Annotated in this window: 17 protein-coding genes; 12 read left to right on the top strand and 5 right to left on the bottom strand. The window is 72.2% G+C overall.

Going from position 1 to position 25394, the window contains the following annotated elements:
* The first annotated feature begins 135 nt into the window (after positions 1–135).
* From ABZ823_RS03995 to ABZ823_RS03970, 6 genes are all read left to right on the top strand, one after another.
* Positions 136–2232, top strand: coding sequence for a serine/threonine-protein kinase (locus ABZ823_RS03995; RefSeq protein WP_361653387.1), 2097 nt, complete (start codon positions 136–138; stop codon positions 2230–2232).
* Between the two features lie 171 nt (positions 2233–2403).
* Positions 2404–5043: a protein kinase gene (locus ABZ823_RS03990; protein WP_361653385.1), complete on the top strand. Its 2640-nt coding sequence runs from the start codon at positions 2404–2406 to the stop codon at positions 5041–5043.
* Between the two features lie 211 nt (positions 5044–5254).
* The gene (locus tag ABZ823_RS03985) at positions 5255–6868 is read left to right on the top strand and encodes a serine/threonine-protein kinase (RefSeq protein ID WP_361653679.1); all 1614 of its coding nucleotides are present in this window, start codon (positions 5255–5257) and stop codon (positions 6866–6868) included.
* A 325-nt stretch (positions 6869–7193) separates the two neighbouring features.
* Positions 7194–8864 (top strand): serine/threonine-protein kinase, encoded by a 1671-nt coding sequence (locus tag ABZ823_RS03980; RefSeq protein WP_361653383.1) that lies wholly within the window; start codon positions 7194–7196, stop codon positions 8862–8864.
* Between the two features lie 405 nt (positions 8865–9269).
* Positions 9270–10910, top strand: coding sequence for a succinic semialdehyde dehydrogenase (locus tag ABZ823_RS03975; RefSeq protein ID WP_361653381.1), 1641 nt, complete (start codon positions 9270–9272; stop codon positions 10908–10910).
* 127 nt (positions 10911–11037) lie between these two features.
* Entirely contained in the window at positions 11038–12879 is a 1842-nt protein-coding gene (locus tag ABZ823_RS03970) for a GMC family oxidoreductase (protein ID WP_361653379.1), read from the top strand.
* 110 nt (positions 12880–12989) lie between these two features.
* On the opposite strand, the gene ABZ823_RS03965 is transcribed toward ABZ823_RS03970, so the two are convergent.
* Both ABZ823_RS03965 and ABZ823_RS03960 read right to left on the bottom strand, forming a co-directional pair.
* Complete coding sequence (locus ABZ823_RS03965) at positions 12990–14027, bottom strand: LPXTG cell wall anchor domain-containing protein (protein WP_361653377.1); 1038 nt, start codon at positions 14025–14027, stop codon at positions 12990–12992.
* A 1013-nt stretch (positions 14028–15040) separates the two neighbouring features.
* The gene (locus tag ABZ823_RS03960) at positions 15041–15274 is read right to left on the bottom strand and encodes a chorismate mutase (protein ID WP_361653677.1); all 234 of its coding nucleotides are present in this window, start codon (positions 15272–15274) and stop codon (positions 15041–15043) included.
* Between the two features lie 493 nt (positions 15275–15767).
* Between ABZ823_RS03960 and guaA the strand changes: the two genes are divergently transcribed.
* Positions 15768–17357 (top strand): glutamine-hydrolyzing GMP synthase, encoded by a 1590-nt coding sequence (gene guaA, locus ABZ823_RS03955; protein ID WP_361653375.1) that lies wholly within the window; start codon positions 15768–15770, stop codon positions 17355–17357.
* A 114-nt stretch (positions 17358–17471) separates the two neighbouring features.
* Here the strand turns inward: guaA and ABZ823_RS03950 are convergent, their stop codons facing one another.
* A complete protein-coding gene (locus tag ABZ823_RS03950; RefSeq protein ID WP_361653373.1) occupies positions 17472–17945 on the bottom strand; it encodes a pyridoxamine 5'-phosphate oxidase family protein in 474 nt (157 codons plus the stop codon).
* A 138-nt stretch (positions 17946–18083) separates the two neighbouring features.
* On the opposite strand from ABZ823_RS03950, the gene ABZ823_RS03945 reads away from it, so the two are divergent.
* The 3 genes from ABZ823_RS03945 (at position 18084) to ABZ823_RS03935 (ending at position 21170) form a co-directional block, all read left to right on the top strand.
* Positions 18084–18878, top strand: a complete 795-nt coding sequence (locus ABZ823_RS03945) for a class II aldolase/adducin family protein (protein ID WP_361653371.1) — start codon at positions 18084–18086, stop codon at positions 18876–18878.
* Between the two features lie 222 nt (positions 18879–19100).
* A complete protein-coding gene (locus ABZ823_RS03940; protein WP_361653675.1) occupies positions 19101–20390 on the top strand; it encodes a hypothetical protein in 1290 nt (429 codons plus the stop codon).
* A gap of 255 nt (positions 20391–20645) precedes the next feature.
* Entirely contained in the window at positions 20646–21170 is a 525-nt protein-coding gene (locus ABZ823_RS03935; RefSeq protein ID WP_361653369.1) for a DoxX family protein, read from the top strand.
* Between the two features lie 186 nt (positions 21171–21356).
* On the opposite strand, the gene ABZ823_RS03930 is transcribed toward ABZ823_RS03935, so the two are convergent.
* Together ABZ823_RS03930 and ABZ823_RS03925 are read right to left on the bottom strand one after the other, a co-directional pair.
* Positions 21357–21599 carry a hypothetical protein gene (locus tag ABZ823_RS03930; RefSeq protein WP_361653367.1) on the bottom strand — a complete coding sequence of 81 codons (243 nt, stop codon included), beginning with the start codon at positions 21597–21599 and terminating at the stop codon, positions 21357–21359.
* Positions 21586–23187 carry a PspC domain-containing protein gene (locus ABZ823_RS03925; protein ID WP_361653365.1) on the bottom strand — a complete coding sequence of 534 codons (1602 nt, stop codon included), beginning with the start codon at positions 23185–23187 and terminating at the stop codon, positions 21586–21588. Before ABZ823_RS03925 ends, ABZ823_RS03930 begins: the two co-directional genes overlap by 14 nt.
* Positions 23188–23364: 177 nt before the next feature.
* On the opposite strand from ABZ823_RS03925, the gene ABZ823_RS03920 reads away from it, so the two are divergent.
* The gene (locus tag ABZ823_RS03920) at positions 23365–24657 is read left to right on the top strand and encodes a PspC domain-containing protein (protein ID WP_361653363.1); all 1293 of its coding nucleotides are present in this window, start codon (positions 23365–23367) and stop codon (positions 24655–24657) included.
* Positions 24654–25379: a response regulator transcription factor gene (locus ABZ823_RS03915; protein WP_361653361.1), complete on the top strand. Its 726-nt coding sequence runs from the start codon at positions 24654–24656 to the stop codon at positions 25377–25379. The genes ABZ823_RS03920 and ABZ823_RS03915 overlap by 4 nt, the downstream gene beginning before the upstream one ends.
* The last annotated feature ends 15 nt before the right edge of the window (positions 25380–25394 follow it).

The raw sequence follows: 25394 nt of genomic DNA, 5'->3' as shown, positions 1-25394 counted from the left end.
CGCGCTCCCGCGGCCGTGTCAAGGCGCCCTTCGGTGCGGGGTTACCCGCATGACCAAGGGGCACCCGGGGCGTTGGGCGGTCCCTGCGTGAGGGACAATGGAGGCTCTGTCAGGGCGGGTTGCATGAGGGGACGCATGTCGGAGGCGGAGCGGGCGGGGACATCCCGTCAGGACAAGAGCGAACGTCTCCTCGCCGGGCGGTACCGGCTGGGAGACGTACTCGGCCGCGGCGGCATGGGGACGGTGTGGCGAGCCGAGGACGAGACCCTCGGCCGTACGGTCGCCGTCAAGGAGCTGCGGTTCCCGTCGAGCATCGACGAGGACGAGAAGCGCCGGCTGATCACGCGCACGTTGCGGGAGGCCAAGGCGATCGCCCGGATCCGCAACAACGGCGCCGTGACGGTCTTCGACGTGGTCCACGAGGACGACCGGCCCTGGATCGTCATGGAGCTGATCGAGGGCAAGTCGCTCGCCGAGGTCATCCGCGAGGACGGACTGCTGGAGCCGAGGCGTGCCGCCGAGGTCGGACTCGTGGTCCTCGATGTGCTGCGCGCCGCGCACCGTGAGGGCATCCTGCACCGGGACGTGAAGCCGTCGAACGTGCTCATCGCCGAGGACGGCCGGGTCGTGCTCACGGACTTCGGTATCGCGCAGGTCGAGGGCGACCCCTCCATCACCTCCACCGGCATGCTGGTCGGCGCCCCCTCGTACATCTCGCCGGAGCGGGCGCGCGGGCACAAGCCCGGCCCGGCGGCTGACCTGTGGTCGCTCGGCGGACTGCTGTACGCGGCGGTCGAGGGCGTCCCGCCGTACGACAAGGGGTCGGCGATCGCCACGCTGACCGCCGTGATGACCGAGCCCCTGGAGGAGCCGAAGAACGCGGGCCCGCTGAAGAGCGTCATCTACGGCCTGCTCGCCAAGGACCCCCAGCAGCGGCTGGACGACGCGGGTGCCCGGGCGATGCTCAACGAGGTCATCCACGCGTCCGACCCCAAGCAGGAGGTGCCGGCGGACGCGACGCGGGTCGTGGCGCTGCCACCGGTGCCCCGGAAGGGGACGGATGAAGGGGTTTCGGCCTCCGGGGGCAAGCGGGGCGAGGAGGCCGCCGAGCGGTTGCGCGGGGCGCTGCGGTCCGTGCGCAAGTCCGCGGCCTCGTTGGGCGCGGCCACGGCCGCGGCCACGACGGTCGCGCGGACCAAGTCCTCGGAGACCGGGACCAAGGAGGCGTCCGAGGACGCGGGCGCCCCGAGCGGGAACACACCTGCCACCGGGACGGCGGGCCGGGCCGCAGTAGCCGGTGCGGCTGGTGCAGCCGGTTCAGCCGGTTCACGCGGTTCGGGAACGGTGTCTGCGGGCCTGCGGGGCGACGAGGCTGCCACCGAATCGAACTCCGGTTCAACGAAGCCCAGTTCGGGATGGCCCATACTGCCGGACCCGGACCGGCCCGCGCGTCCGGTGCCGCCGGCGCGGGCGCCGCTCACCGACGTGGTGCCGAAGCGGACGCTGGTGATCGTGGCAGTCGTCGTGGCGCTGGCCGTGCTGGGGACGGTGCTCGCGCTCACCCTCGGCGGCGGCGACAGCGGCACGCAGGACGGCAAGAAGGGCGGCACCAAGGCCACCGCGTCCAGCGGAGCGACGCCCCGGAGCGGGAGCGGCAGCGGCGGCACCACGCACACCGACAGCGGCAGCACCAGCAGTACCGCGACGAGCGGGTCTGATGCGCAGGAGACCGCGGACAGTTCGCCGAGCGCCGGGGGGAGCCACGACGACTCCTCTTCCGGTTCCCGGGGCGGCGACAACGGCTCGGCGAAGACGTACAAGGGCGGCCAGGGGTACTCCATCGGGCTGCCGAAGGGCTGGAAGTACCGGTCGTCCGACTCGGCGGGAGACCGTTTCACCGGTCCGGACGGGCAGCGGCTGCTCGTCGCCTGGACGTCCACGCCCAAGGACGACCCGGTCGCGGACTGGAAGAACCAGGAGCACTACATGACGCGCTCCCAGTACAAGCGGATCCGCATCGAGAAGGTGGACTACAAGGGCTGGAACACGGCCGACTGGGAGTTCACCTACGCGGACGGCGGCACCACGTACCGGGTGATCGACCGCGGACTCGTCGTGAACTCGCATCAGGGCTACGGGCTGATGTACACGGCGAAGTCCGACGGCTGGGACGGTGAGCTGCGCACCGGAACCTGGAGGACGCTGACCCAGACCTTCCGGCCGAAGTCGTGACGTACCACGCGCCGAGACCGACGTTCCGTACGGTCGTGTAGCGGGGAGATCTGGCATCCCCGGGTTGCGGGTTGCCTCCGGCACGTATCGTGAGGAATTGCGGACCGTACGCATACGGAACGGGGCGCGAGGCGAACGGAATTGACCGACCGGGCGGCCGGGGGAGGCATCGTGGACGACTATGCGGGACGGGTACTCGCCGACCGCTACCGCCTGCCGCTGCCGCCTCCCGACGAGTACGAACTCGCCGAGACCCGGGCCTTCGACACCTACAGCGGACAGGAAGTCCTGGTGCGGCAGGTGCCGTTGCCCGAGGTGGTCGAGGCGGAGGTGCTCGACGCGGACGGGCTGCCCGAGGGTTTCGTGGCCCGGGACGGCCGGGCCGGAGGCGCCGCCGACCGTGCGAAGGCCACGCGGCGGCCCGCCGAACCGGCCGTACGGCGCGCCATCGAGGCCGCGCAGGCGGCAGCCCGGATACCCGACCACCCCCGGCTCGACCAGGTCTTCGACGTGTTCGCCGAGGGCGGTTCGCTGTGGATCGTCAGCGAGCTGGTGCCTGCGCGGCCGCTGGCGGCGCTGCTCGCGGAGAAGCCGCTGACGCCCTACCGCGCGGCGGAGGTCGCCTCCGACGTCCTCATGGCCCTGCGTGTACTGCACGGCCACGGCTGGGTGCACCGGAACATCACAGCACGCACGGTACTCATCTGCGACGACGGCCGTGTGATGCTGACCGGACTCGCGGCCGGGGCGGCGGAGGAGGCGCTGTGCGGGTACGACCCGGTACCGGCACAAGAAGGGGAGACAGAGGCAGAGACAGAGGCGGAGAAGGGCGCCGGGCCGTCCGGCCGGGGCGGGGCCACGCCGGGGATTCCTGCCGGGGGTTTTGGGGGCCCCATGGGGAGCGGTGTCCCCGCGGGTGGACCCGCGCCGGGCACGGATCCCGAGGCCGCGCGACGGGCGGCGATCGAGGCACGGGCGAACGGCCCGGCTCCGGGCGTGGGCGGACCCGGCGGCGGTGTACCCGCGCCCCGGGCGCTCGAGTCGGCCGAGGACGTACGGGCGGCGCGGGCCGGGGCGATCGCGGCGTACCGCGCCGGAGCACGGGCCGCGGCCCGTGTGCAGGAAGAACGGCGGGGCGCAGGCACCGCGTTGCCCGCTCCCCGTCCGGCCGACACCGGCGCCGGCACCGCGCCCCCGCCCCCGGGCACCGAGCCGGAGGCCGGCCGCCGCCCAGGCACCCCGCCGGGACAGATCGCCGACCCGTACGGGTCGGGCCGCACGACGTCCTGGCACGGAGCGGTACCACGCCCCGCGGCACCGGTCGCCGACGACGGCCCCCGCGTCGCACTGCCCGGCGGCACATCCGCGACCCGGGACCACGGCACGGGCCCGTTCGCGAACGGTACACAGGCCCCCGGCCCGGGGACGCCCGCGTACGGAAGCGGCCCGGTACTCCCCGGCGCGGACGCCGACCCGTACGCGCGGGTGGCCCACGACACGCGCCGCACCGAACACCGCACCGAACACGGCGCCGCCGGTACCACCTGGAACCACCGTGGCCCCACCACCGCCCTCGCCGCCGAGCGGGCGCGGCAGGCGCGGATGGCCGTCGTCGGGCCGGTCACCGAACGGTGGGCGCCCGAGCAGGCCGGTCCCGTGCACGAGAACTGGCAGCTGGCCCCGCCGATCGGTCCCGCCACCGACCTCTGGGCGCTGGGGGCGCTTCTGTTCCGGGCCGTGCAGGGGCACGCGCCGTATCCCGAGGAGAACACCGCCGAGCTGGTCCAGCTCGTCTGCTCCGAACCGCCCGCCTTCGCCGAGGAGTGCGGCCCGCTGCGCCCGGTCGTGGAGTCGCTGCTGCGTCAGGATCCCACGGACCGGATCGACTTCGAGGAGCTGCGCGGCTGGCTGCGCTCCCTCGTCCGGTCCGCGCCCGAGCCCGACGCGGGAGCGCACGTCATCGCGGCACCGCCCGCGGACCCCCGTCGGCTGCCGATCGTACGGCGCCGCGGCGAACTGGTCCGCAGGCGCCGCGCCGGGCTGCCCGCGACCACCCGTGCCCGCCACAAGCGCGCCAGGGACGAGCGCGTCGGACCTCGCAGGCTCGGCCGTACCCTGCTTCTGCTGGTCCTGCTCGCGCTGGCCGCGGCGATCGCGTACGCCATGGCCTTCATGCCGAAGGCCGGTAACAGCGCCGGCGGCGGCACCGTGGGCGAGCGCACCGGCACGGCCGAGGACGCCGGACCGGCGCCGCGGCAGTCCGCGACGAGCGGGGTGCGGCAGCCGGGCCCCGGGGACACCAAGAGCCCCTTCCCGTCGGCCGGTTCCCCGCAGACACAGACCAGCGAGACCCAGGCCGCCCAGGGCTTCACCCTGCGCACGGACCCCGAGGGCTTCCGTGTCGCCGTGGCGAACGGCTGGAACCGTGCGCCGAAGAACACAAGGGGTCAGATCGTCTACTCCCAGGGTGACTTCGACCTGATCGTCGTCCCCGGACGCGACACCACGAGTAGATACGGCGGCGATCCGCTGACGTACCAGCGGGAGTCGGAGCCCGAACTCCAGCCGTTCCGCGACTCGTCCTGGGCCACCTCCAGCGGGATGCGGCGCATCGAGGTCGGTGGACGGACCATGGCCGAAGGGCAGTTCACCTGGACGGACGGCGACGGGCGTGAGCTGTTCGTACGCAATCTCGCACTAGTCGTCGGCGGCCGCTACCACGTGGTGCAGGTCCGCGGCCCGAAGGCCGAAGTGGACGAGGTGACCTGGCTGTTCGAGCAGGCGGAGCAGACGTACCAGGCGACCGGCTGAGCGCACCGCCGAAGGGAGCGGCCGGGGCCGGCTCCGCCGGACAGGGGCGAGGACCAGGTCCGATTGCGCTGAGTGTGCGGTGGTTCCGTCCCGTACGGGGAAGGGAGAACCGTCACAGTGCGGTCTCCGTTGCGACCCCGCCGGTTCCCTGTGTGGGGGGCGCTCTTTAGTCTGACCCTCGTCAAGACCATTGCGGGGAAACGTGAATCAGATGCAGGGCCTGCTCCTCGCGGGCCGCTACCGGCTTGTCGACTCCATCGGCAGCGGCGGCATGGGCCGGGTGTGGCGCGCTCACGACGAGGTGCTGCACCGGGCGGTCGCCATCAAGGAACTGACGGCCGCACTGTACGTCACGGACAGTGATCGTGCGGTCCTTCTCGCTCGTACCCACGCCGAGGCACGGGCCGCCGCGCGCATCAACCACTCCGCTGTCGTCACCGTCCACGACGTTCTGGAGCACGACAACCGGCCCTGGATCGTCATGGAGTTGGTGGAGGGCGGCTCGCTGGCCGACGCCGTCAAGGAGCGCGGCCGCGTGGAGACCACCGAGGCCGCGCGCATAGGGCTGTGGGTGCTGCGGGCACTGCGCGCGGCGCACTCGGCGGGCGTACTGCACCGCGACGTGAAACCCGGAAACGTCCTGCTCGCCGCCGACGGACGCGTGCTGCTCACCGACTTCGGGATCGCCCAGGTCGAGGGCGACACCACCATCACGCGCACGGGAGAGATCGTCGGCTCCGTGGACTACCTGGCGCCCGAGCGCGTCCGCGGCCACGATCCGGGCCCCTCCTCCGACCTGTGGGCGCTCGGCGCCACCCTGTACACGGCGGTGGAGGGCAGGTCGCCGTTCCGGCGGACGTCGCCGCTGACCACCATGCAGGCCGTCGTCGACGAGGAGCCCGCTCCGCCGCAGTTCGCGGACGCCCTCGGACCGGTGATCGCGGCGCTGCTGCGCAAGGACCCGGCCGAGCGGCCCGGCGCGGGGGAGCTCGAGCAGATGCTGGCCGAGGCCGTGGAGGGACGGCGTCCGAAGGCCGCGCAGGAGTACGTGGCCACGCAGCACATGGACGTGAGCGGAGCCGGGGATACGACCGCCACCGTGGCGCGCCGCCGTCAGGCCCGCGACGCACAGACCGCCGGCAACACCCTTCACCAGCCCGCCGCGGCGGGCTCCGTGCCCGCTCCCCGCGGGCGCCGCCGCGGCCGTACGGTCGCCCTGGTCCTCGCGGTGGCCGCGATCATCGGCGCGGCGGGCGCGGTGGCGGTGGACTTCCTCGGCGGACGCGGAAGCGACACCACCGCGGACGCCGCCACCCCGACCCCGACGCCCTCCAAGGGCACGCAGCAGCAGGGGGGCACCGTCCCGGACGGCTGGGTTCGCAAGAAGGACCCCGCGGGCTTCAGTCTCGCCCTGCCCGGCAACCGGTGGAAGCGGAAGGCGTACGACGCCTTGCAGACGGACTACACGCCCGACGGCGGCAAGCACTTCATCCGCATCGCCGTGGACAGCTCACCGGACTTCGACGACGCGAACCAGCACCAGCTGGACCTGGAGCAGCAGCTCCAGCGCCTCGTCCACTACAAGCGGGTGACCCTGCGCAAGAACATCTACCGTGACCGCCCCGGGTCCCTCTGGGAGTACACGTGGACCGCGCTGGCGAAGGACACGCCGTTCCCCGGACCGCGGCACGCCGTCGAGGAGACGTACTTCTCCCGCAACGGCGTGGAGTACGCCATCTATATGTCCGGTCCGGCGGCTGACTGGGAGACGACGAGCAAGCAGTTCGATGTCGTGCTGCGGGGGTGGCGTCCGCCGGAGGGCTGACGGGCGCGGGAAGCGGGGGGCGCGCGAAAGGGCGCGCGGTGTGCGCGGGCGGTGCGTGTGCGCGCGGGTGGCGTTGTGTGCGCGGGGGTGCGGTGGGCGTGCGTGCGGGCCTGCGCAGGGGCGCGGGACGTGAGGCGCTCTCGCTTCCACCCGCTCGCCCCTTACGGCGCGTCACTTCACGGCGTGCGCGCCCCGGCAGGAGCGCCCCGGCCACGTCCTCCGTACGCCGCGCCCGCCCCGACCGCACGCCCCTGTACGTCGCTTGTCGGCCACCGTCGCGACGGCGTCCCGGAGGGTCCGTGTCCCGTGCGGCATGATGGGCCGCATGGGGACCGAGGGGGAGAACGTCCGTGTGGTAGCGGGGCGCTACCGGCTTCAGGAGCGGATCGGCCGCGGCGGCATGGGTGTCGTCTGGCGGGCGTCGGACGAACTGCTCGGCCGCCAGGTGGCGGTCAAGGAACTCACCCTGGATCCCTCGCTCTCCGCCGACGAGGCCCGGCTCCGGCGTGAGCGCACCCTGCGCGAGGCGCGCGCGGTGGCGCAGTTGCACCACCCGCACATCGTCGTCGTCCATGACGTCGTCGAGCACGACGAGCGCCCGTACATCGTGATGGAGCTGATCGACGGCGGTTCGCTCGCCGAACGCGTCGCCGGGCGGGGCCCCGTCGACGCCCCTGAGGCCGCCCGCATCGGCATCGACCTGCTGGGCGCGCTGCGCCGCGCGCACGGCGCCGGCGTCCTGCACCGCGATCTGAAACCGGCGAACGTCCTGATCGAGGCGGGCACCGACCGGGTCGTCCTCACCGACTTCGGCATCGCTCAGGTCGCGGGCGCCACGACGCTCACCGAGACGGGCTCCTTCGTCGGCTCCCCCGAGTACACCGCACCCGAGCGGATGTCCGGCGAACGGACCGGACCCGAGTCCGACCTGTGGTCCCTGGGCGCGTTGCTGTGCGCGGTGCTGAGCGGCGAGTCGCCCTTCCGCCGCGATTCGCTTGGCGGGATCCTGCACGCGGTCGTCGTCGACGAGATCCGGCCGCCCGCGCAGGCCGAGCCGATCCTGCCCGTCGTACGGGGGCTGCTGGAGCGCGACCCGGAGCGGCGCCTGGACGCGGCCGAGGCGGAGCGGCTGCTGCGGGAGTTCCTGGAGACGGGCCGGACCCCCCGGGTGCCGGTGGCCTACACGCCCACCCAGCGGGACCTGCCCCGGCGCGTTCTGTCCGGGCCCCCGCGCCAGGGGACCGAGACCGCGGCGCACCGGGAACCCGCCGGGTCACGGCCCGCCCGGCCGTCCGCGCGGGGCGTGCTCGTCGCGGCCGCCCTGGTCGCGGCGATGGCCGGCGCGGGCGTCTCGGCGGCCGCGCTGCTGATGCGCCACGGCGACGGCGGGGTCGGGCCCGCGACCACGGCACCCCCGCACTCCTCGGCCGGTACCGGAGTGCCGAGCCCGTCGGCCGGCAGCGGCGCGCCCCGCCCGTCGTCCCCCGATTCCTCACCCGCGCCCACGGTGACGGTGACGCGCTCGCCGACCGGGGCCACGTCCGCGGGCCGCACGGCACCCTCGGGCTACCGGCTGGTGCGGGATGCGAACGGATTCTCGCTCGCCGTGCCGGAGGGGTTCACCCGCAGCCCGCAGGGGGAGCGGATCTTCTACGAGTCACCCGGGCGGACGTTCCGCCTCGGCATCAGGGTGACGGACCCCGACCCGGGCGGACCGCTCGCGGTGATGCGGCGCTCGGACGCCGACGGGCCGTCCACCAACCCGGGTTACCGCCAGGGCAGCGTCACCGGAACCTCGCACCGCGGAAACCCGGCCGCCTTCTGGGAGTTCAGCTGGAACGGCTTCACGGCCGCCGAGGGTCCCCGGCACACCAACGACCTGTGCTGGGAGGAGGGCGGCCGGATGTACGACGTGTGGGTGTCGGCGCCCGTCGGGAAGGTGAAGGAGGCGAGGGAGTACTTCGACATCGCGGTCGACACGTTCGTACCAGGCTGACGGAGTGAGGGGGTGACGGGGCGACGGGCTGACGGAGCGACGGGATGACGGGCTGACCCGGTGCGGCCCGCGGCGATCCGGGGGCTGTGCGTCACGGGTCTGTATCTGCGGGCATCGCACGCGACTTCGCCACGGACCGCACGGTCACCTGTGGCGACGACACCGTCCGACTCCGTCTGACCGTCAGGAGCCGGTCCCCACCCCCCTGACGGCACGGGCGCGGCAGGACAGCGCGCCCCGGCCGGGCGGCGACGCGCACACCCTCTACACTCCCACGAGCCTCCACGGTGAGTACGCCCTGATCAGCGCATTCGCTGCCAGCGGTCACTGGCACGGTGTGGACACCCCGTGAAAGCGCATTACCGACGGGTACCCAAACGCTTCACCCCCGCATACTCTGCGCCTATGACGGACTCGCAGGCCCCGGAGAAGGCCACCGACAAGACCCCTACGGGCTCGGCCGGCACCAACCCGCTCGCCCCTGCCCCCGAGGGCACCCGCACCGCCGTCGACGTGGTCACCCCCGAGTTGGTCGCCCAGCTCACCAAGGGTGTCGTCGGTTCCGGCCGCACCGCCAACCACACGCCGTTCACCGGCGAGAAGCTGGCCGACCTGCCCGAGTCCACCCCCGAGGACGTGGCGATCGCGTTCGAGCGCGCCCGCAGCGCACAGCCCGCCTGGGGCGCCACCCCCGTACGGCAGCGCGCCGCCGTCCTGCTCCGTTTCCACGACCTGGTGCTCGCCCGCCAGGCCGAGGTCCTCGACCTGATCCAGCTGGAGACCGGGAAGGCCCGCCTCCACGCCCACGAGGAGGTACAGGCCGTCGCCGTCGCGGCCCGGCACTACGGCCGCACGGCCCCCTCCTATCTGAAGCCCAAGCGGCACACCGGTGCCGTACCGACGCTGACGAAGGTCACCGAACTGCGCCACCCGCGCGGCGTCGTCGGGCAGATCGCCCCCTGGAACTACCCGCTCGAGCTGTCGGTCGGCGACGCGCTCCCCGCCTTCGTCGCGGGCAACGCCGTCGTGATGAAGCCCGACACCGAGACGTGCCTGACCGCGCTGTGGGCGCGCGACCTGCTCATCGAGGCCGGGCTGCCCGCCGAGGTCTTCCAGGTCGTCATCGGGCAGGGCCCGGTGGTCGGTCCGGAGGTCGTCCGGCACGCCGACTACGTCTCCTTCACCGGCTCCACCCGCACCGGCCGCGAGGTCGCCCAGAGCGCCGCCGCCCGCCTCGTCGGCGTCTCGCTCGAACTCGGCGGCAAGAACGCGATGCTGGTCCTACAGGACGCCGACATCGACAAGGCCGCCGCGGGTGCCGTCCGCGCCTGTTTCTCCTCCGCGGGCCAACTCTGCATCTCCATCGAGCGGTTGTACGTCCACGAGTCGATCGCGGACGCCTTCCTGGAGCGCTTCGTCGCCCGCACCAAGGGCATGCGGCTCGGCACCTCGCTCGCGTACGGGGCCGACATGGGTTCACTGGTCGGCGAGCGGCAGCTGGAGACGGTGACCCGGCACGTCGAGGAGGCCGTGGCCAAGGGCGCAAAGGTGCTGGCCGGCGGGGTCGCCCGTCCGGACGTCGGCCCGTACTTCTTCGAGCCCACCATTCTCGACGGTGTCGAGGCGCCGATGGCGGTGTGCGCGGAGGAGACCTTCGGGCCGGTGGTGTCGATCTACCGCTTCAGCTCGGAGGACGAGGCGATCGAACGCGCCAACTCCACGCCCTACGGCCTCAACTCCTCCGTCTGGACGAAGGACGGCCGACGCGGCCGAGAGGTCGCCGCCCGGCTGCGCACCGGCACGGTCAACGTCAACGAGGGCTATGCGCCGGCGTACGGCAGCGCGCAGTCGCCGATGGGCGGCATGAAGGACTCCGGCCTCGGCCGTCGCCACGGCTCCGAGGGCATCCTCAAGTACACCGAGGCCCAGACCGTCGCTCATCAGCGGCTGCTGCCGATGGCACCGTCTCTCGGCATGGACGACGAGAAGTACGCGGCGTTCATGAACCGCAGCCTCCGTCTGATGAAGGCGTTCCGCTTCCGCTAGCCGCCGCCCGTCTTCCGTCGCCCGCCCAGTCGTCCGCAGTCCACCCCGTCTTCCATCGCCCATCACCCGTTCCCCGTCGGCCACCCCGCTTTCCGTCGGCCGACACCGTTCTCAACGAGGAGAGCACGTGTCGCAGGAGAAGTCTGTCCACGCCCAGGACGAGGAAGGGCACGGCGAGGAAGGATACGACTACGACGTCATCGTCGTGGGATCGGGATTCGGCGGATCCGTCTCCGCGCTGCGCCTGACCGAGAAGGGCTACCGCGTGGGCGTCCTGGAGGCGGGCCGCCGCTTCACGCGGGCCTCGCTGCCGAAGAACTCCTGGGACCTGAAGAACTATCTGTGGGCGCCCGCCCTCGGCCTGTACGGCATCCAGCGCATCCATCTGCTCGGCAATGTGATGGTGCTCGCGGGCGCCGGCGTCGGCGGCGGCTCCCTCAACTACGCCAACACCCTCTACGTACCGCCGAAGCCGTTCTTCGACGACCCGCAGTGGAAGGACATCACCGACTGGCAGGAGGAGTTGACGCCGTACTACGACCAGGCGCGGCGCATGCTGGGCGCCCGGCTCAACCGGACCGTGACCCCCGCGGACGTCCATCTGAAGGCGGCCGCCGAGCGGATGGGCGTGGGAGACACCTTCCACATGGCGCCGGTAGGGGTCTTCTTCGGGGACGGCGACGACGCCGACGGAACGGCCAAGGCCAGGCCGGGCCAAGAGGTCCCCGACCCGTACTTCGGCGGCGCCGGGCCCGCCCGCCGGGCGTGCACCGAGTGCGGGGAGTGCATGACGGGCTGCCGCCACGGCGCGAAGAACACCCTCAACGAGAACTACCTCTATCTCGCGGAGAAAGCCGGCGCGGTCGTCCACCCCATGACCACGGCGGTCTCGGTCACGGACGACTCCCGGGGCGGCTACGCCGTCGCGACCCTGCCGACGGACGACAAGCGCAAGGGCAGGGGCCGGATCTTCACGGCACGCCAGGTCGTCCTCGCGGCGGGCACCTATGGGACGCAGACGCTGCTGCACCGTATGAAGGCGCACGGCCAACTGCCCTACGTGTCCGATCGGCTGGGCGAACTCACCCGCTCCAACTCGGAGGCGCTGGTGGGCGCGCGGACGGACGACCGCCGCTACCGCAAGGCGCACGGCGCGAAGCTCGACTTCACCCGCGGCGTGGCCATCACGTCCTCGATCCATCCGGACGAGAACACCCACATCGAGCCGGTCCGCTACGGCAAGGGATCGAACGCGATGGGCGGTCTGTCGACCCTTCAGGTGCCCTACGCGGAGGGCTCCTCCCGCGCCGTGGCCTGGCTGGCGAACGCTGCGCGGCACCCGTGGCTGCTGCTCCGCTCCCTCTCGTACCGCCGCTGGTCGGAGCGGACCATCATCGCCCTGGTGATGCAGACCCTGGACAACTCCCTGACGACGTATCTGAAGCCGAAGGGCCCGGGCAAGGGCCTGCTCACGGCCCGCCAGGGACACGGCGCGCCCAACCCCAAGCAGATCAAGTCGGGTACGGAGACGGCGGACGCGCTCGCCGTCGAGATCAACGGCTTCGCGGGCAGCAACGTCGGCGAACTGATGGGCACCCCGCTGACCGCACACTTCCTCGGTGGCTGCCCCATCGGGGCCTCGCGCGAGACGGGGGTGATCGACCCGTACCACCGGCTGTACGGTCACCCCGGGATCTCGGTGGTCGACGGAGCGGCGGTGTCGGCGAACCTGGGTGTCAACCCGTCTCTGACGATCACCGCTCAGGCCGAGCGGGCGATGTCGTACTGGCCGAACAAGGGCGAGGCGGACCCCCGCCCGGTGCAGGGGGCGGCCTACGAGCGTCTGAAGCCGGTGGAACCCCGGCGCCCGGCGGTGCCCGAAAAGGCGTTCGGAGCACTGCGGCTGCCGTTCCTGGGGATGCCGACGGTGCCTGAGAAGAGCCCGCCCGCCGGGCAGACGGACCTGTAGAACCGGCGCGGGAAAGGGAAAGGACCTGGGCCCCCCTCCGAGCTCAGGTCCTTCCTCCGTGGTGCTTCCGGGTGCGTGGCGCGCGAGCGCGCCACGCGGTCCCGAGGCCGTTACGCGGCCTGACCACCGCTCTTGCGGCGCCGCACGGCGAACACCGCACCCGCACCGGCGACGACGGCGACACCGCCGACGAGCGCGATGACCGGCAGCGTGGACGACGACCCGGTCGAGGCGAGGCTGCCGGTGACCGGGAGCTGCTCGGAGCCGCCCTGCGGCTTCATGTCGGTCGTGGGCTTGGTCGGCTTGTCGCCGTTGGGCTTGGCGTCACCGTTGTCGGTCGGCTTGGTGCCGGCCGCGAGCACGGTGAAGTCGTAGGAGTCCCCGTTGCCGTTGCACGCCGTGCCCTTGCCCGCGTAGATGGCGCTGCTCAGGGCGAACGAGGACCCCGCCGGGGCCTTGGAGCTGATCCGCACCCGCAGGTCCATGTCGACGGTCGCGCCCTTGTCGATGGCGTCGATGACGCCGACGAAGGTGCCGGAGAGGACGGTGTCACCGTCCCCGTCCTGGTAGGCGTCGGTCCACTTGCCCGTCTCCGGGTCCTTGTACTGGAGCTGGGCGAGGTCGAACGCCAGGGAGGCGTCCACGTCGTCGGCGTACTCGGTGAACGTGCTGACCCAGACGTTCTTCAGGTCGGTGTCCGAGTTGTTGCGCACCGAGAAGGTGAAGCCGTGCCAGCCGGAACCCGCGACGATCTTGCTCGGCAGGCCCTTCACCGTGACCTTGAGGTTCTCGTCCAGGTTGAAGTCCTCGCACTGGTCCGGCGACCAGCCCCCGGACGGGTCGGTCGGCCCGCTGCTCGGCGTCTGGCTCTGGCTCCGGCTCGGCGTGACCGAGGCGGTCACCGAGGGGGCCGAGGACGCGGGGGCCGAGGACGCGGGGGCCGAGGACGCCGACGCCGAGGACCCCGAGTCGGCCGGGGGGGTCGTGGTGTCGGGCGCGGGGCTGGTCGGCGACTCGCTGGTCACGGTTTCGGTGGCGGAGGCGGAGGGCGAGGGGTCCTCGGCGAACGCGGCCGGAGCCGAGAGCAGGGCGAGCGGGGCCATGGCCGCCGAGGCAACCGCGGTGGCTATGGCATGACGAAGCTTCATGAAGACCTCGTAAATTCCGGTGGCCGCGAGGGCGCGGCACGTCTATGGGGGAGGCCTCCGCGTGTGGGGCGCGGGGCTGCGGCCCTTGATTCGTGGGGTGTGACCTGTGAACGCTGTGAATGGTTGCCCTCGCACTCACAGAATTCTTATGTGGGCTGCGGCACACGACTCACACACGACTCACACATGGAAGTCTGCGGGTCTCATCCCGGGCCAGCGGGCCTCATCCGGGTTCGCGGGTCTGATCCGTCCGCGGGCTACGCACGCGATTCTCCGGGGCGTTGCGGCATATGTCCGGCCTCTGCGGCCGGCATTTGGCGTCGGCCTCTGGGGGGCGGCGTCTGGGGGTCGGTCTCTGGGGGTCGGGCGTCTGCTCTTGGCCGCGCAGCGGTCCGGAAAGCAGGAGCCTGGGGCCGGGCCCGGTCAAGGGCCCCGCGGCGGGGGGAGGATCCCTCGCCGAGAGGTGAGCCGAGAGGGCGGGGGTCCGCGGGGCCCTTGTCCGCCGGCACCGACGTCAGGGCAGTGCCGGTGGCCGGACGGCGGCGCCGGGGGGTCGCGCCGCCTGTCTGTGAGCGGGAAGGTGCTGTCGCCCGTCTGTCCGGCCGCCGAGGGTGCCGGCCTTCTCGGGGCGGATTCCGCCGGCCGGTTCCAGGCGTCCCCGGAACCGGCCGTTTTACTGGTGACCGGGCTGCTGTCCCCTGCCGTCCGATCACGTCCTGGAGCGAGGTCCCACGACGCACGGCACGAGCCGTCCGTCTCATCGCTCCAGCGGAGCCACGCGTGGTTCTTTCGGGCCCGCCCCTGGCTGGCACGGACACCGGGACCAACGACGTCCTGGGCGTGCCGGTCACGCGCCGTACGGGTGAGGCGGCACGTGGACGTGTATCCGGTCGCACGGTCGTACGAGGATGCGCACTACGAGGATGCGCACTACGAGGATGCGCACTACGAGGATGCGCACTACGAGGATGCGCACTACGAGGATGCGTGCGTACGAAAATGCGCGCCGCGGGTCAGACGCGGCCCCGGCACAGCTCCAGCAGGGTCATCGCGAGGGCGGTGCCGGGCTTGCCGAGGGCCTCCCGGTAGCGGCCGAGGATCTCCATCTCGCGGGAGAGGTTGACCCGGCGGCCGCCGGAGCCGATGCGGGCCTCCTGGATGACGGCGGAAACCGCCACGCGCTCCTGGATGAGGCCGATGATGCGGTCGTCGAGCGCGTCGATGCGTACGCGCGCGCCCGTGATCACGTCCGCGGCCTCGGGCGTATGGGCGCCGGTCTTCTCGGCGGTGCTCTGCCCGTCGGGATTGTCTCCGGCGGTGGGGTTCTTCTCGGTGGCGTTCTTCTCGGCGGCGGTGCTCGTCTCGGCGACGGCGCTCTGCTCGGTGGTGACGGCGGTCATGCCCGGGGCTCCTCAAGGGTCGGTGGGCCCCGGATCGGCACGGTCCGCACACGCCAGGCGCCCCGGACCGTATCGGCCCGGGGCGCCTGGGAAGTCGCTTGTCAGTGGCTCAAGCAGCACGACCATGGCATCCGGCGGGCCCGGTGCCATAGGTAAAGACGAAGGTCGTGTGCGAGAACATGGCCCCAGTATGCCGTGGCGACGGACGGCGTCCAACCGGGTTCGGATGGTGAGACGGGGCGGTCCGCCGCCGAAGGCCCGGCGCGGGCGGAAGGGGTCCCACGGCCACCCCGTTAGAATCGTTAGCACAGATCCCCGCCCGACCGCCGGAAGGCACCCCGTGTCATCAGCGACCCACGCTGCCGCCGCCCCCGACACCGTTCTGGTCGTCGACTTCGGCGCGCAGTACGCCCAGCTCATCGCCCGTCGCGTCCGCGAGGCCCGGGTCTACAGCGAGATCGTGCCGAGCACCATGCCGGTCGAGGAGATGCTCGCCAAGAACCCGGCGGCGATCATCCTCTCCGGCGGCCCCTCGTCGGTCTACGAGGAGGACGCCCCGACCGTCGACCGTGCCCTCTTCGAGGCCGGCGTCCCCGTCTTCGGCATGTGCTACGGCTTCCAGCTCATGGCCCAGACCCTCGGCGGGACCGTCGACAACACCGGAGCCCGTGAGTACGGCCGCACGGCGCTGACCGTCTCCAAGCCGTCCTCCACCCTCTTCGAGGGCACCCCCACCGAGCAGTCCGTATGGATGTCCCACGGCGACGCCTGCTCCGCCGCCCCCGAGGGCTTCAGCGTCTCGGCGTCCACGGACGTCGTCCCGGTGGCCGCCTTCGAGAACGACGAGAAGAAGCTGTACGGCGTCCAGTACCACCCGGAGGTCATGCACTCCACGCACGGCCAGCAGGTGCTGGAGCACTTCCTGTTCCGCGGCGCGGGCCTGTCCCCGACCTGGACCACGGGCAACGTGATCGAGGAGCAGGTCGAGGCGATCCGCGAGCAGGTCGGCACCAGGCGAGCCATCTGCGGTCTGTCCGGCGGTGTGGACTCCGCCGTCGCCGCCGCCCTCGTGCAGAAGGCCATCGGCTCCCAGCTGACCTGCGTGTACGTCGACCACGGCCTGATGCGCAAGGGTGAGACCGAGCAGGTCGAAAAGGACTTCGTCGCGGCCACCGGTGTCCAGCTGAAGGTCGTCGACGCCCAGGAGCGCTTCCTCACCGCGCTCCAGGGCGTCTCCGACCCCGAGGAGAAGCGGAAGATCATCGGCCGCGAGTTCATCAGGGTCTTCGAGCAGGCCCAGGCGGAGATCGTCGCGGAGGCCGGCGAGAGCGGCGAACCGGTCGAGTTCCTTGTCCAGGGCACCCTCTACCCGGACGTCGTCGAGTCCGGCGGCGGCACCGGCGCGGCCAACATCAAGTCGCACCACAACGTGGGCGGCCTCCCCGAGGACCTCGAGTTCAAGCTGATCGAGCCGCTGCGCAAGCTGTTCAAGGACGAGGTCCGCATGGTCGGCCAGGAGCTCGGCCTGCCGGAGGAGATCGTCCAGCGCCAGCCCTTCCCGGGCCCGGGCCTCGGCATCCGTATCGTCGGCGAGGTCACCAAGGAGCGGCTCGACCTCCTCCGTGAGGCCGACGCCATCGCCCGCGAGGAGCTGACGGCGGCCCGCCTCGACCGCGACATCTGGCAGTGCCCGGTGGTCCTGCTCGCCGACGTCCGCAGCGTCGGTGTCCAGGGCGACGGACGCACCTACGGCCACCCGATCGTGCTGCGGCCGGTCTCGTCCGAGGACGCCATGACCGCCGACTGGTCGCGGCTGCCGTACGACGTGCTCGCTAAGATCTCCACCCGGATCACCAACGAGGTCCGCGACGTCAACCGGGTCGTCCTCGACGTGACCTCGAAGCCGCCGGGGACCATCGAGTGGGAGTGATCCGGGGGAGCTCCCGGATCGAGCGGGCGTGATCCCGGGGATCTTCCCTATCGAGCGGGCGTGATCCCAGGGATCTTCCGCATCGAGCGGGCGTGACCCCGCGGATCTCCCGGGTCACGTCCGCCGGAGAGCGCGCACCGGCTCTCCGGGCTTCCAGACCTCGACGACCAGATACGTGTCGTCCTCGACGTGGGTCCGTACGACCTCCGTCAGCTCGGTGCGGAAGAGGTGGAACGGCTGCGGCGGTTCCACCTCTTTCACATACGCGGCCTTCGTGGCCGGGTCGTCGACCTCCACCGCCCTCCCGGTGATCCGCACGTCCCCGCCGCCCATCCCGGTGCCCGGCCCCGGATTCGCCTGCAACGCGAAGCGCGGGTCGCGGCGCAGGTCGAGCGCCTTCAGGGAGCCGGGCATCATCCCGAACCACAGCTCCCCGTGCAGGAAGCGCACCTCGAGGCCGGTGGTGCGCGGCATGCCGTCCTTGCGGAGCGTGGCCAGGACATGGTGGGTGAACGCCTCGAAGCGTGCCTCGACGGTGGTGGCGAGCTCGGGTTCCGCCGCGGTGAAAGCCGCCCAGTTCGTTCTCATGGGGCAAGTCTGTCGCCGATACCGGACATCTTCTGTCCGGTATCCGATGTGAGCGTCATCTTTACAAACCTGCGCTGTCATCCGGGCCTGACCGACGGTAACTTCCGCCCCGACCGTCAACCCAGCGCCGGAGGACCCATGCACGGCCCCACTCCGCCCCCGCCCCTGCCCACCGACCGGCTGACATTCGCGATGCCGCCGATGCACGAGTCGGTCGAGGACGAACGGGCGCACCGCAAGGAGCGGCTCGCGGGCGCGCTGCGGATCTTCGGACGGCTCGGCTTCGAGGACGGCGTCTCCGGGCACATCACCGCCCGGGACCCGGAGTTCAGCGACTGCTTCTGGGTCAACCCGTTCGGGATGCCCTTCCGGCACGTCACCGTGAGCGACCTGGTGCTCGCCAACCAGGACGGGCAGGTGCTCCAGGGCCGTTACCACGTGAACCAGGCGGCGTTCACCGTGCACGCCCAGGTGCACGCCGCCCGCCCCGACGCCGTCGCCGTCGCCCACTGCCACTCGGTGCACGGGCGGGCCCTCGCGGCACTCGGTGATCTGCTCGACCCCATCACCCAGGAGTCCTGCGCCTTCTACGAGGACCACGCCGTCTACGACTCCTACACCGGCGTCGTCGTGGACACCGAGGAGGGTCGCCGGATCGCCGATGCGCTCGGCAGCCGCAAAGCGCTGGTGCTGCGCAACCACGGGCTGCTGACCGTCGGCGACTCGGTGGACGCTGCGGCCTGGTGGTTTCTGTCGATGGAACGCTCGTGCCAGGTGCAGCTGACCGCGAAGGCCGCGGGACGGCCCGTCCTGATAGACCACCGGAAGGCGGTGGAGACCCGCGAGCAGCTCGGCGGGGACCTGGTGGCCTGGATCAACTACCAGCCGCTGTGGCAGGACATCAGCCGCAGCGAGCCCGACCTCCTGACCTGACCGATCGCCGCCGGCTCGATCCGGGTGAGGGGCGGCCGGGGCAACAGGGATTTTTTCGATGGCGGTCAAGGGAGTGTCAATCGACAGTCCGTTCTTTCACCCGCTCTGACCGGACCTGGCGGACGCGGGGCGTGTTTCGTACGGCACAATTCGCTGTCGTCGCATGCCAGTTGCGGTGGTGGGTGCGGCTTGGGATCTGGTGTGTGGAAGGCGGCAGCGGTCGTGGCGGTGCAGGAGGCGAGGCAGGGCGCGGGGCGCGGAAGCGGTCCGGGTACGCACGAGGGTGGCTGCACCTGCGGGGACTGCCCCCACGGCGCGCGTGAGGGGCACCGGCGCGCGGTCGCCGAATTCCTTGCGAAACGGGACGAGTTCGCCTCCGGGCGGGGGCTGCCCCCGGCGGTCGCGCACTCGGCGTCCGCGTCCCGTCAGTGGGTGTCCGACGAACTGACCCAGTCCGCGGGCCTGGTCGCCGAGCGGAGCCGGGCCGACGGCGAGGTCTGGCTGGGTCGGCTGTGGCGGCTCACGGCGATCGTGGTGTGGGGCGGGATCGGCGTCCTGCTGCTGACGCAGGCACTGACGGCGATCGGGGCGGGCTGGACAGCGGCGCGGACGGCCGGACTGGTCGCGGCCGTGCTGGCGGGTGCCGCGCTCACCGCCGCCGGCCATCTGCACCGGGCGCGCGGCGGGGCGCTCGCGCCCGTCATCGGCGAGGACAACCGGCTGTCGACCTCGCGTGCGGTGGCGGCCGGCTGGGTGCTGTTCGTCGTGTACGCGCTGCTGGTGCTCATCGGTGAGCTGGCGGTGGCCTCGGCGCACGACAGGCGCGACGCGCTGATCGCCGGACTCGACCTCGCCCGCGGGGCGGGCGTGGTGACCGTGGTCGCCGTGGTGTCCGGGATCGCGGTCCTGGTACGGAGGGTGGTGGGGCTGCGCGTCCTCGGCCAGCGCCTGCAGAAGGTACGTGCCGACCGGCCCCGGGCGGCGGACCTGATGACGGACGACTCCGGACGCGGGAGCTTCGCGGACATCCAGTACGTGGTGATCAGCGGGGTCGCGCTGCTCTTCGCGGTGGTACGGCTGGCCCGCCGCCCCGACCGGTTTCCCGACCTGCCGTGGAGTCTCGCCCTGCTCGTACTGGTCTCCGCCGCCACCTACCTCGCCGGGAAGTACGCCGAGGGCGGTCGCCCGGTGATCCTGTCGGTGGTCCGGGCCCGGGAGGCGGGCGATCTGGACGCGTCGATCCGCACGGGCGACGACATCGAGATCCGGGGTGCCGGCTTCGTACCGTCCGGCGCCGAGACGGCGGACCGTCTGTCCCGGATGGCGGTCCGCATCGGCACGGTCCACGTCCATGTGCCCCTGGTCCCGGTCCCCGGCGGCTTCAGCAACCCCACGGACACGCTGCTGACCGTCCCGGTACCGGCCGATGTGGAACCCGGGAGGGTGGACGTCCAGGTGGTGACGGCGGCCGGGGTGGAAACCAACCGGGTCACCATCGACGTGACGGAGTGACAGCTATCCGCCTTCCACCGTTCGGCCCAGTGTGCCCCCGACCGGCCCATCCCGGCGCAAGGCGGAGGGAGACGGGGACGCAGGCGCGGAAGGCGGGGCCGGGTCCGGGTCGTTCGTGTCCACAAAGCCCCCGTCGGGGGCCGGAGGCCGCAAAGTCGGCGCACACCGGTGAGCGATTGCCCTCCTTCGTACGTATGGTCTGTTGAGGGGTCAACGGCACGCGGGTGAGAGGCGGCGGACACGATGGCTCAGGGCATGCGCACGGACACCCATACTTCGTACATCGAGGAGGACCGCTCCTGGCAGGACACCGCCACCCGGTACGCCCTGCTTCCTCTGCGCATCTTCCTCGGCGTCACTTTCATCTACGCGGGCTTCGACAAGCTCACCAGCAGCACCTTCCTGCACGACTCGGGCTCCGGCTCGATCGGCGACCTGATGCGCACCGTGCGTGGCTCCTCCGCGATCCCGGCCCTGGTCGACCTCGCGCTGAAGAATCCCTCCGGCTTCGGATACGCCATGGCCCTCGGTGAGCTGGCCGTCGGCATCGGCACACTCGTCGGTCTGCTGGCCCGCCTCGCCGCGCTCGGCGGTGCGCTCATCTCGCTGAGCCTGTGGCTGACCGTGAGCTGGGCCTCCACGCCCTACTACTACGGCAACGACCTCGCCTACCTGATGGCCTGGCTTCCGTTGGTCCTCGCCGGCGCCCCCGTCCTCTCCCTGGACGCCCCCCTCCGCTCCCGACGACGGCAGCGCCGACACATGGACGCCTACCGGTAAACCACCACGGGCCCCACGCCCATGAGCAGACCGGCGACGCCGGGTCCTTCCGGGCAGGTGAGTGGGCGTGGCCCGGGGGCCTGCCGGTCGCGGGCGATACCGGGTCCCAACCGGGCCGGTGGCGGGGATACGGCACGGGGGCCTGACGGTCGCGCGGCGCCCCCCGGGACCATCACGGCGGTCGGGCTAGCGAGCCGTCGCTCCGTCCCCTTCGGTGGGGGATTCCTCGGGGGTCGAGCGGCCCCTGCGTATCGCGCGGGTCAGCATGCCGGTCAGGGCCGCGAGGCAGATCCCGCCGCCGACGATCGGGACGATCGCGAACCACGGCGCTTCCCAGGCCCCACGCGCGTCGCCGATGAAGACGACCCCCGCGGCGGCCAGAAACGCACCGGCGACCAGCCGGCCGGGCTGGAACTCATGACGCAGCACGGGTCACCTCCACCTGGCCCATACCGACCTGCAAGCTGAGGTCGAGCGTGGCAACGCTCTTCGTCCCCGGCGGGGGAGAGAGCGTCACCTCCTTGTGCCTGCCGGTCTCGACGTCCACGTCCTTCGTGGACTCGCCCGGCAACCGGATGTCGCCGACACCGGCGTCGATCCTCAGCCTCACCGTCGAGTCCGCGGGCACCACCACCTTGAGCCGGCCCACGCCCACCTCCGCCCGGGTCGTCACCGTCCGGTCCCCGTCCGGCTTCAGACGGCTGAGATCCAGGGTGCCCACGCCGGTGCCGAGGTCGTACTTCCCCTGCACGGCGGCTGCCGACACAGGAGCCCACGTCGTGCGCGTCCAGTGCGTACTGATGTCCCTCGGTAGCGCCACCGACGCGGCGAGCAGGGCCGCCATGAGCAGCGCCAGGAAGAAGGAGCCCGCTCCCGTACGCCCCAGGAAGGAGCTGACCGCGATGCCCGTGCCGAACACGACGAGCGCGCACGCCAGGCCCGTCTGGAGGCTGGTGCCGAGGGCCTGGTCGCTCCACGTCAGGCGGGTGCCGAGGCCGCCCGCGAGCAGGGCGAACAGGAACACCCAGCCGCCGATCCAGCGCGGCCCCCGTGGCGCGGGGCGGGGCGCCGTCTGTATCCGCCGGCCGTAGGAGGTGCCGCGGGCGATGTTGACCGCCGCCGCGACATCCCGGCTCGGCGTGTCGCTCGGGCCCCACAGATAGCCCGTGCCGCCCACATGTGTGCCGTCCTTGATGATGGGGTCGCGCCACCAGGAGGGGTAGACGGCGGGGACGGGCGGTGCCGTTGCCTCCGGGGGCGCGTCGGCGACCGCCTGGGCGGCCAGCGGGTCCGGGTCGGGAGCGCCGCGCTGCCGCGACCAGTACCCCGCGCCGGCGAGGAGCAGCGACAGGACGGCGGCGAAGGTCAGTACTCCGCCGTTCCTGAGCATCGACAGGAAGACCCCGCAGCCCACCAGGGCGAAGAGGACCGCGGCCAGCCCCTGACCGTCGACGCGGCCCGTCAGCAGCTTGCGGGTCTCGTTCTCCTCCTCGTCCTCGTAGGGGACGAAGAGCCAGCAGAATCCGTAGAAGATGAGGCCGAGGCCGCCCGCCGCGGAGAGCACCGCAAGCCCGATCCGGAAGATCACCGGGTCCATGTCGCACTGCCGCCCGAGGCCGGCGCAGACGCCGGCCAGCATCTTGTGCCCCCGGTCGCGCCGGAAGTGGCCGGCGCCCTCGCCGGTCTCGGCCCCGCTCTCGGAGGGCGTGCCGTCGTGTCCGGGCGTCTTCCCCCGCGCGCCGACCCCGGCCGCGGAGAACTGCGCGCCTGTGTCGTCCCGCCCGGTCCCGCCTGGGGCTCGGCCCGGGGGCTGGTGCCTGCCCTCGCTCACGTCGTCGCCCGCGTTCCCGTACTCGTCCCCGTTGTCCCGCACGGCCGCATCCTGCCGTACGGTCCCGTCCTCGTGTGCGCGCGGCTCCTCTCCCGAGGCTCCAGGGGCAGCCGAGGCGTGCCGGGCGTCGGGGCCGTGCCCCGCGCCGGGGCGCCGCCCCGCTGCCGTGTGCCGCTGATCGGTCATGCGTCCATGGTCCCCGCCGGTGCCGCCCGGCGGCAGTCGGGACGGCCCTGGCCGAACCCTGAAATCTGCCCTGACAGTCGTCAAGGGAAGTGTTCGATCACCCGGATTCGAAGATCAGGGGAGTCTCCGGGGCCCACCCTGATGTCCGGGCAGGCGGCTCGTGTGACCATCGTTGGCATGCCGGACGCCGCAGGAGTGCCTCTCGCCGACCCACGGCCGCCGCGCAAGCTCTACCGCAGCAGCGACGGACGCTGGCTCGGGGGAGTGGCGCGGGGGCTCGCCGGGCATCTCGGGCTGCCCGTGATCTGGGTGCGCCTCGTGTTCGTGGGCCTGATGACGGCGGACGGCCTCGGCGCACTGCTGTACGCCGCGTTCTGGTTCTTCGTGCCGCTCGGTGTCGGCGGCGTCGACGACCGCCGCTCCCCCTCCCTGGTGGGCACCGGGACCTCGCCCGACGGCCGTCGCAGGCTGGTCGCCCGCAGACCCGACCGGGGTCAGATCGTCGCCCTGCTCCTCATGGTCGTCGTGGCGGTGACCTTCGTCGGCAGTGTCAATCTCGGCGGCGGTGCCAAGGCGTATCTCATCCCGGCCGTCCTCGTCGCGGCGGGCGTCGCCCTGGTCTGGCGCCAGGCGGACAACGCACGGCGGGCCCGCTGGATGGAGGTCGGCAGCCGCCGCCGCACCCTCACCCTGCTGCGTGCCGCTGCCGGGGTCCTGCTCGTCACCGCGGGCGTCTCCGGCATCTTCGTGCTCCAGGGCTCCGCCGCCCACCTGGGTTCCGTCCTTCAGGCCGCGCTCGCGGTCCTCGTCGGCATAGCGCTGCTCGCCGGACCGTACCTCGTGCGCATGTCCCAGGACCTGTCCGAGGAGCGCCTGATGCGCATCCGCGCCCAGGAGCGCGCGGAGGTCGCCGCGCACGTCCACGACTCGGTCCTGCACACCCTGACCCTGATCCAGCGCAACGCGGAGAACTCGGGCGAGGTGCGCCGCCTCGCCCGCGCCCAGGAGCGCGACCTGCGCGCGTGGCTGTACAAACCGGAGGGCACCGGCAAGGACGAGGACGAGGAGCCCCGCACCCTGGCGGAGGCGGTCCGGCGCAACGCGGCGGAGGTGGAGGACAAGCACGGCGTCCCCATCGAGGTGGTCGTCGTCGGTGACTGCCCCCTCGACGATCGGACGGCCGCGCAGATGCAGGCCGCGCGCGAAGCGATGGTGAACGCCGCCAAGTACGGTGGCGAGGGCGGCGCCGTCCAGGTCTATGCCGAGGTCGAGGGGGGGACCGTGTTCGTGTCCGTCCGCGACCGCGGCCCCGGCTTCGACCTCGACGCGATACCCGCGGACCGCATGGGTGTCAGAGAATCGATCATCGGCCGTATGGAGCGCAACGGCGGCAGGGCACGGCTGCGCGCGGTGCCGGGCGGCGGCACGGAGGTCGAGCTGGAGATGGAGAGGGCGGAGACTACGACATGAGCGACGCGAACGAGCCGGGCGGCCCGGCGGAGCCGGAGCGCGCGGACGGGGACACGGGGGAGCGGCGCGTGCGGGTCGTGCTCGTCGACGACCACCGCATGTTCCGCACGGGCGTCCGCGCGGAGATCGGACAGACCGAGCGGACCGGCGTCGAGGTCGTCGGGGAGGCCGCGGACGTCGACCAGGCCGTTTCGGTGATCACCGAGACGCGCCCCGAGGTGGTGCTTCTCGACGTCCATCTGCCGGGCGGCGGCGGGGTGGAGGTGCTGCGTCGCTGTGCCGCGTTCACCTCGGACGCCGAGCGGCCGGTCCGGTTCCTCGCACTGTCCGTGTCGGATGCGGCGGAGGACGTGATCGGGGTGATCCGCGGAGGCGCCCGGGGATATGTGACAAAGACGATCACCGGCTCGGATCTCATCGACTCGATCTTCCGCGTCCAGGAGGGCGACGCCGTCTTCTCCCCGCGCCTGGCCGGCTTCGTGCTCGACGCCTTCGCCTCGACCGACGCGCCGCCCGTCGACGAGGACCTCGACCGTCTCACCCAGCGCGAGCGCGAGGTCCTGCGCCTCATCGCCCGCGGCTACGCGTACAAGGAGATCGCCAAGCAGCTGTTCATCTCGGTGAAGACGGTCGAGTCCCATGTCTCGGCGGTCCTGCGCAAGCTCCAGCTGTCCAACCGCCATGAACTGACCCGCTGGGCGACGGCACGCCGGCTGGTCTGACGCCGCCCCGGTCGC

It is taken from the genome of Streptomyces sp. NPDC047079 (assembly GCF_040643755.1).
Lineage (GTDB): Bacteria > Actinomycetota > Actinomycetes > Streptomycetales > Streptomycetaceae > Streptomyces.
The sequence above is the reverse complement of the archived record's forward strand: the minus strand, read 5'-3'. Positions and strand labels throughout refer to the sequence as shown.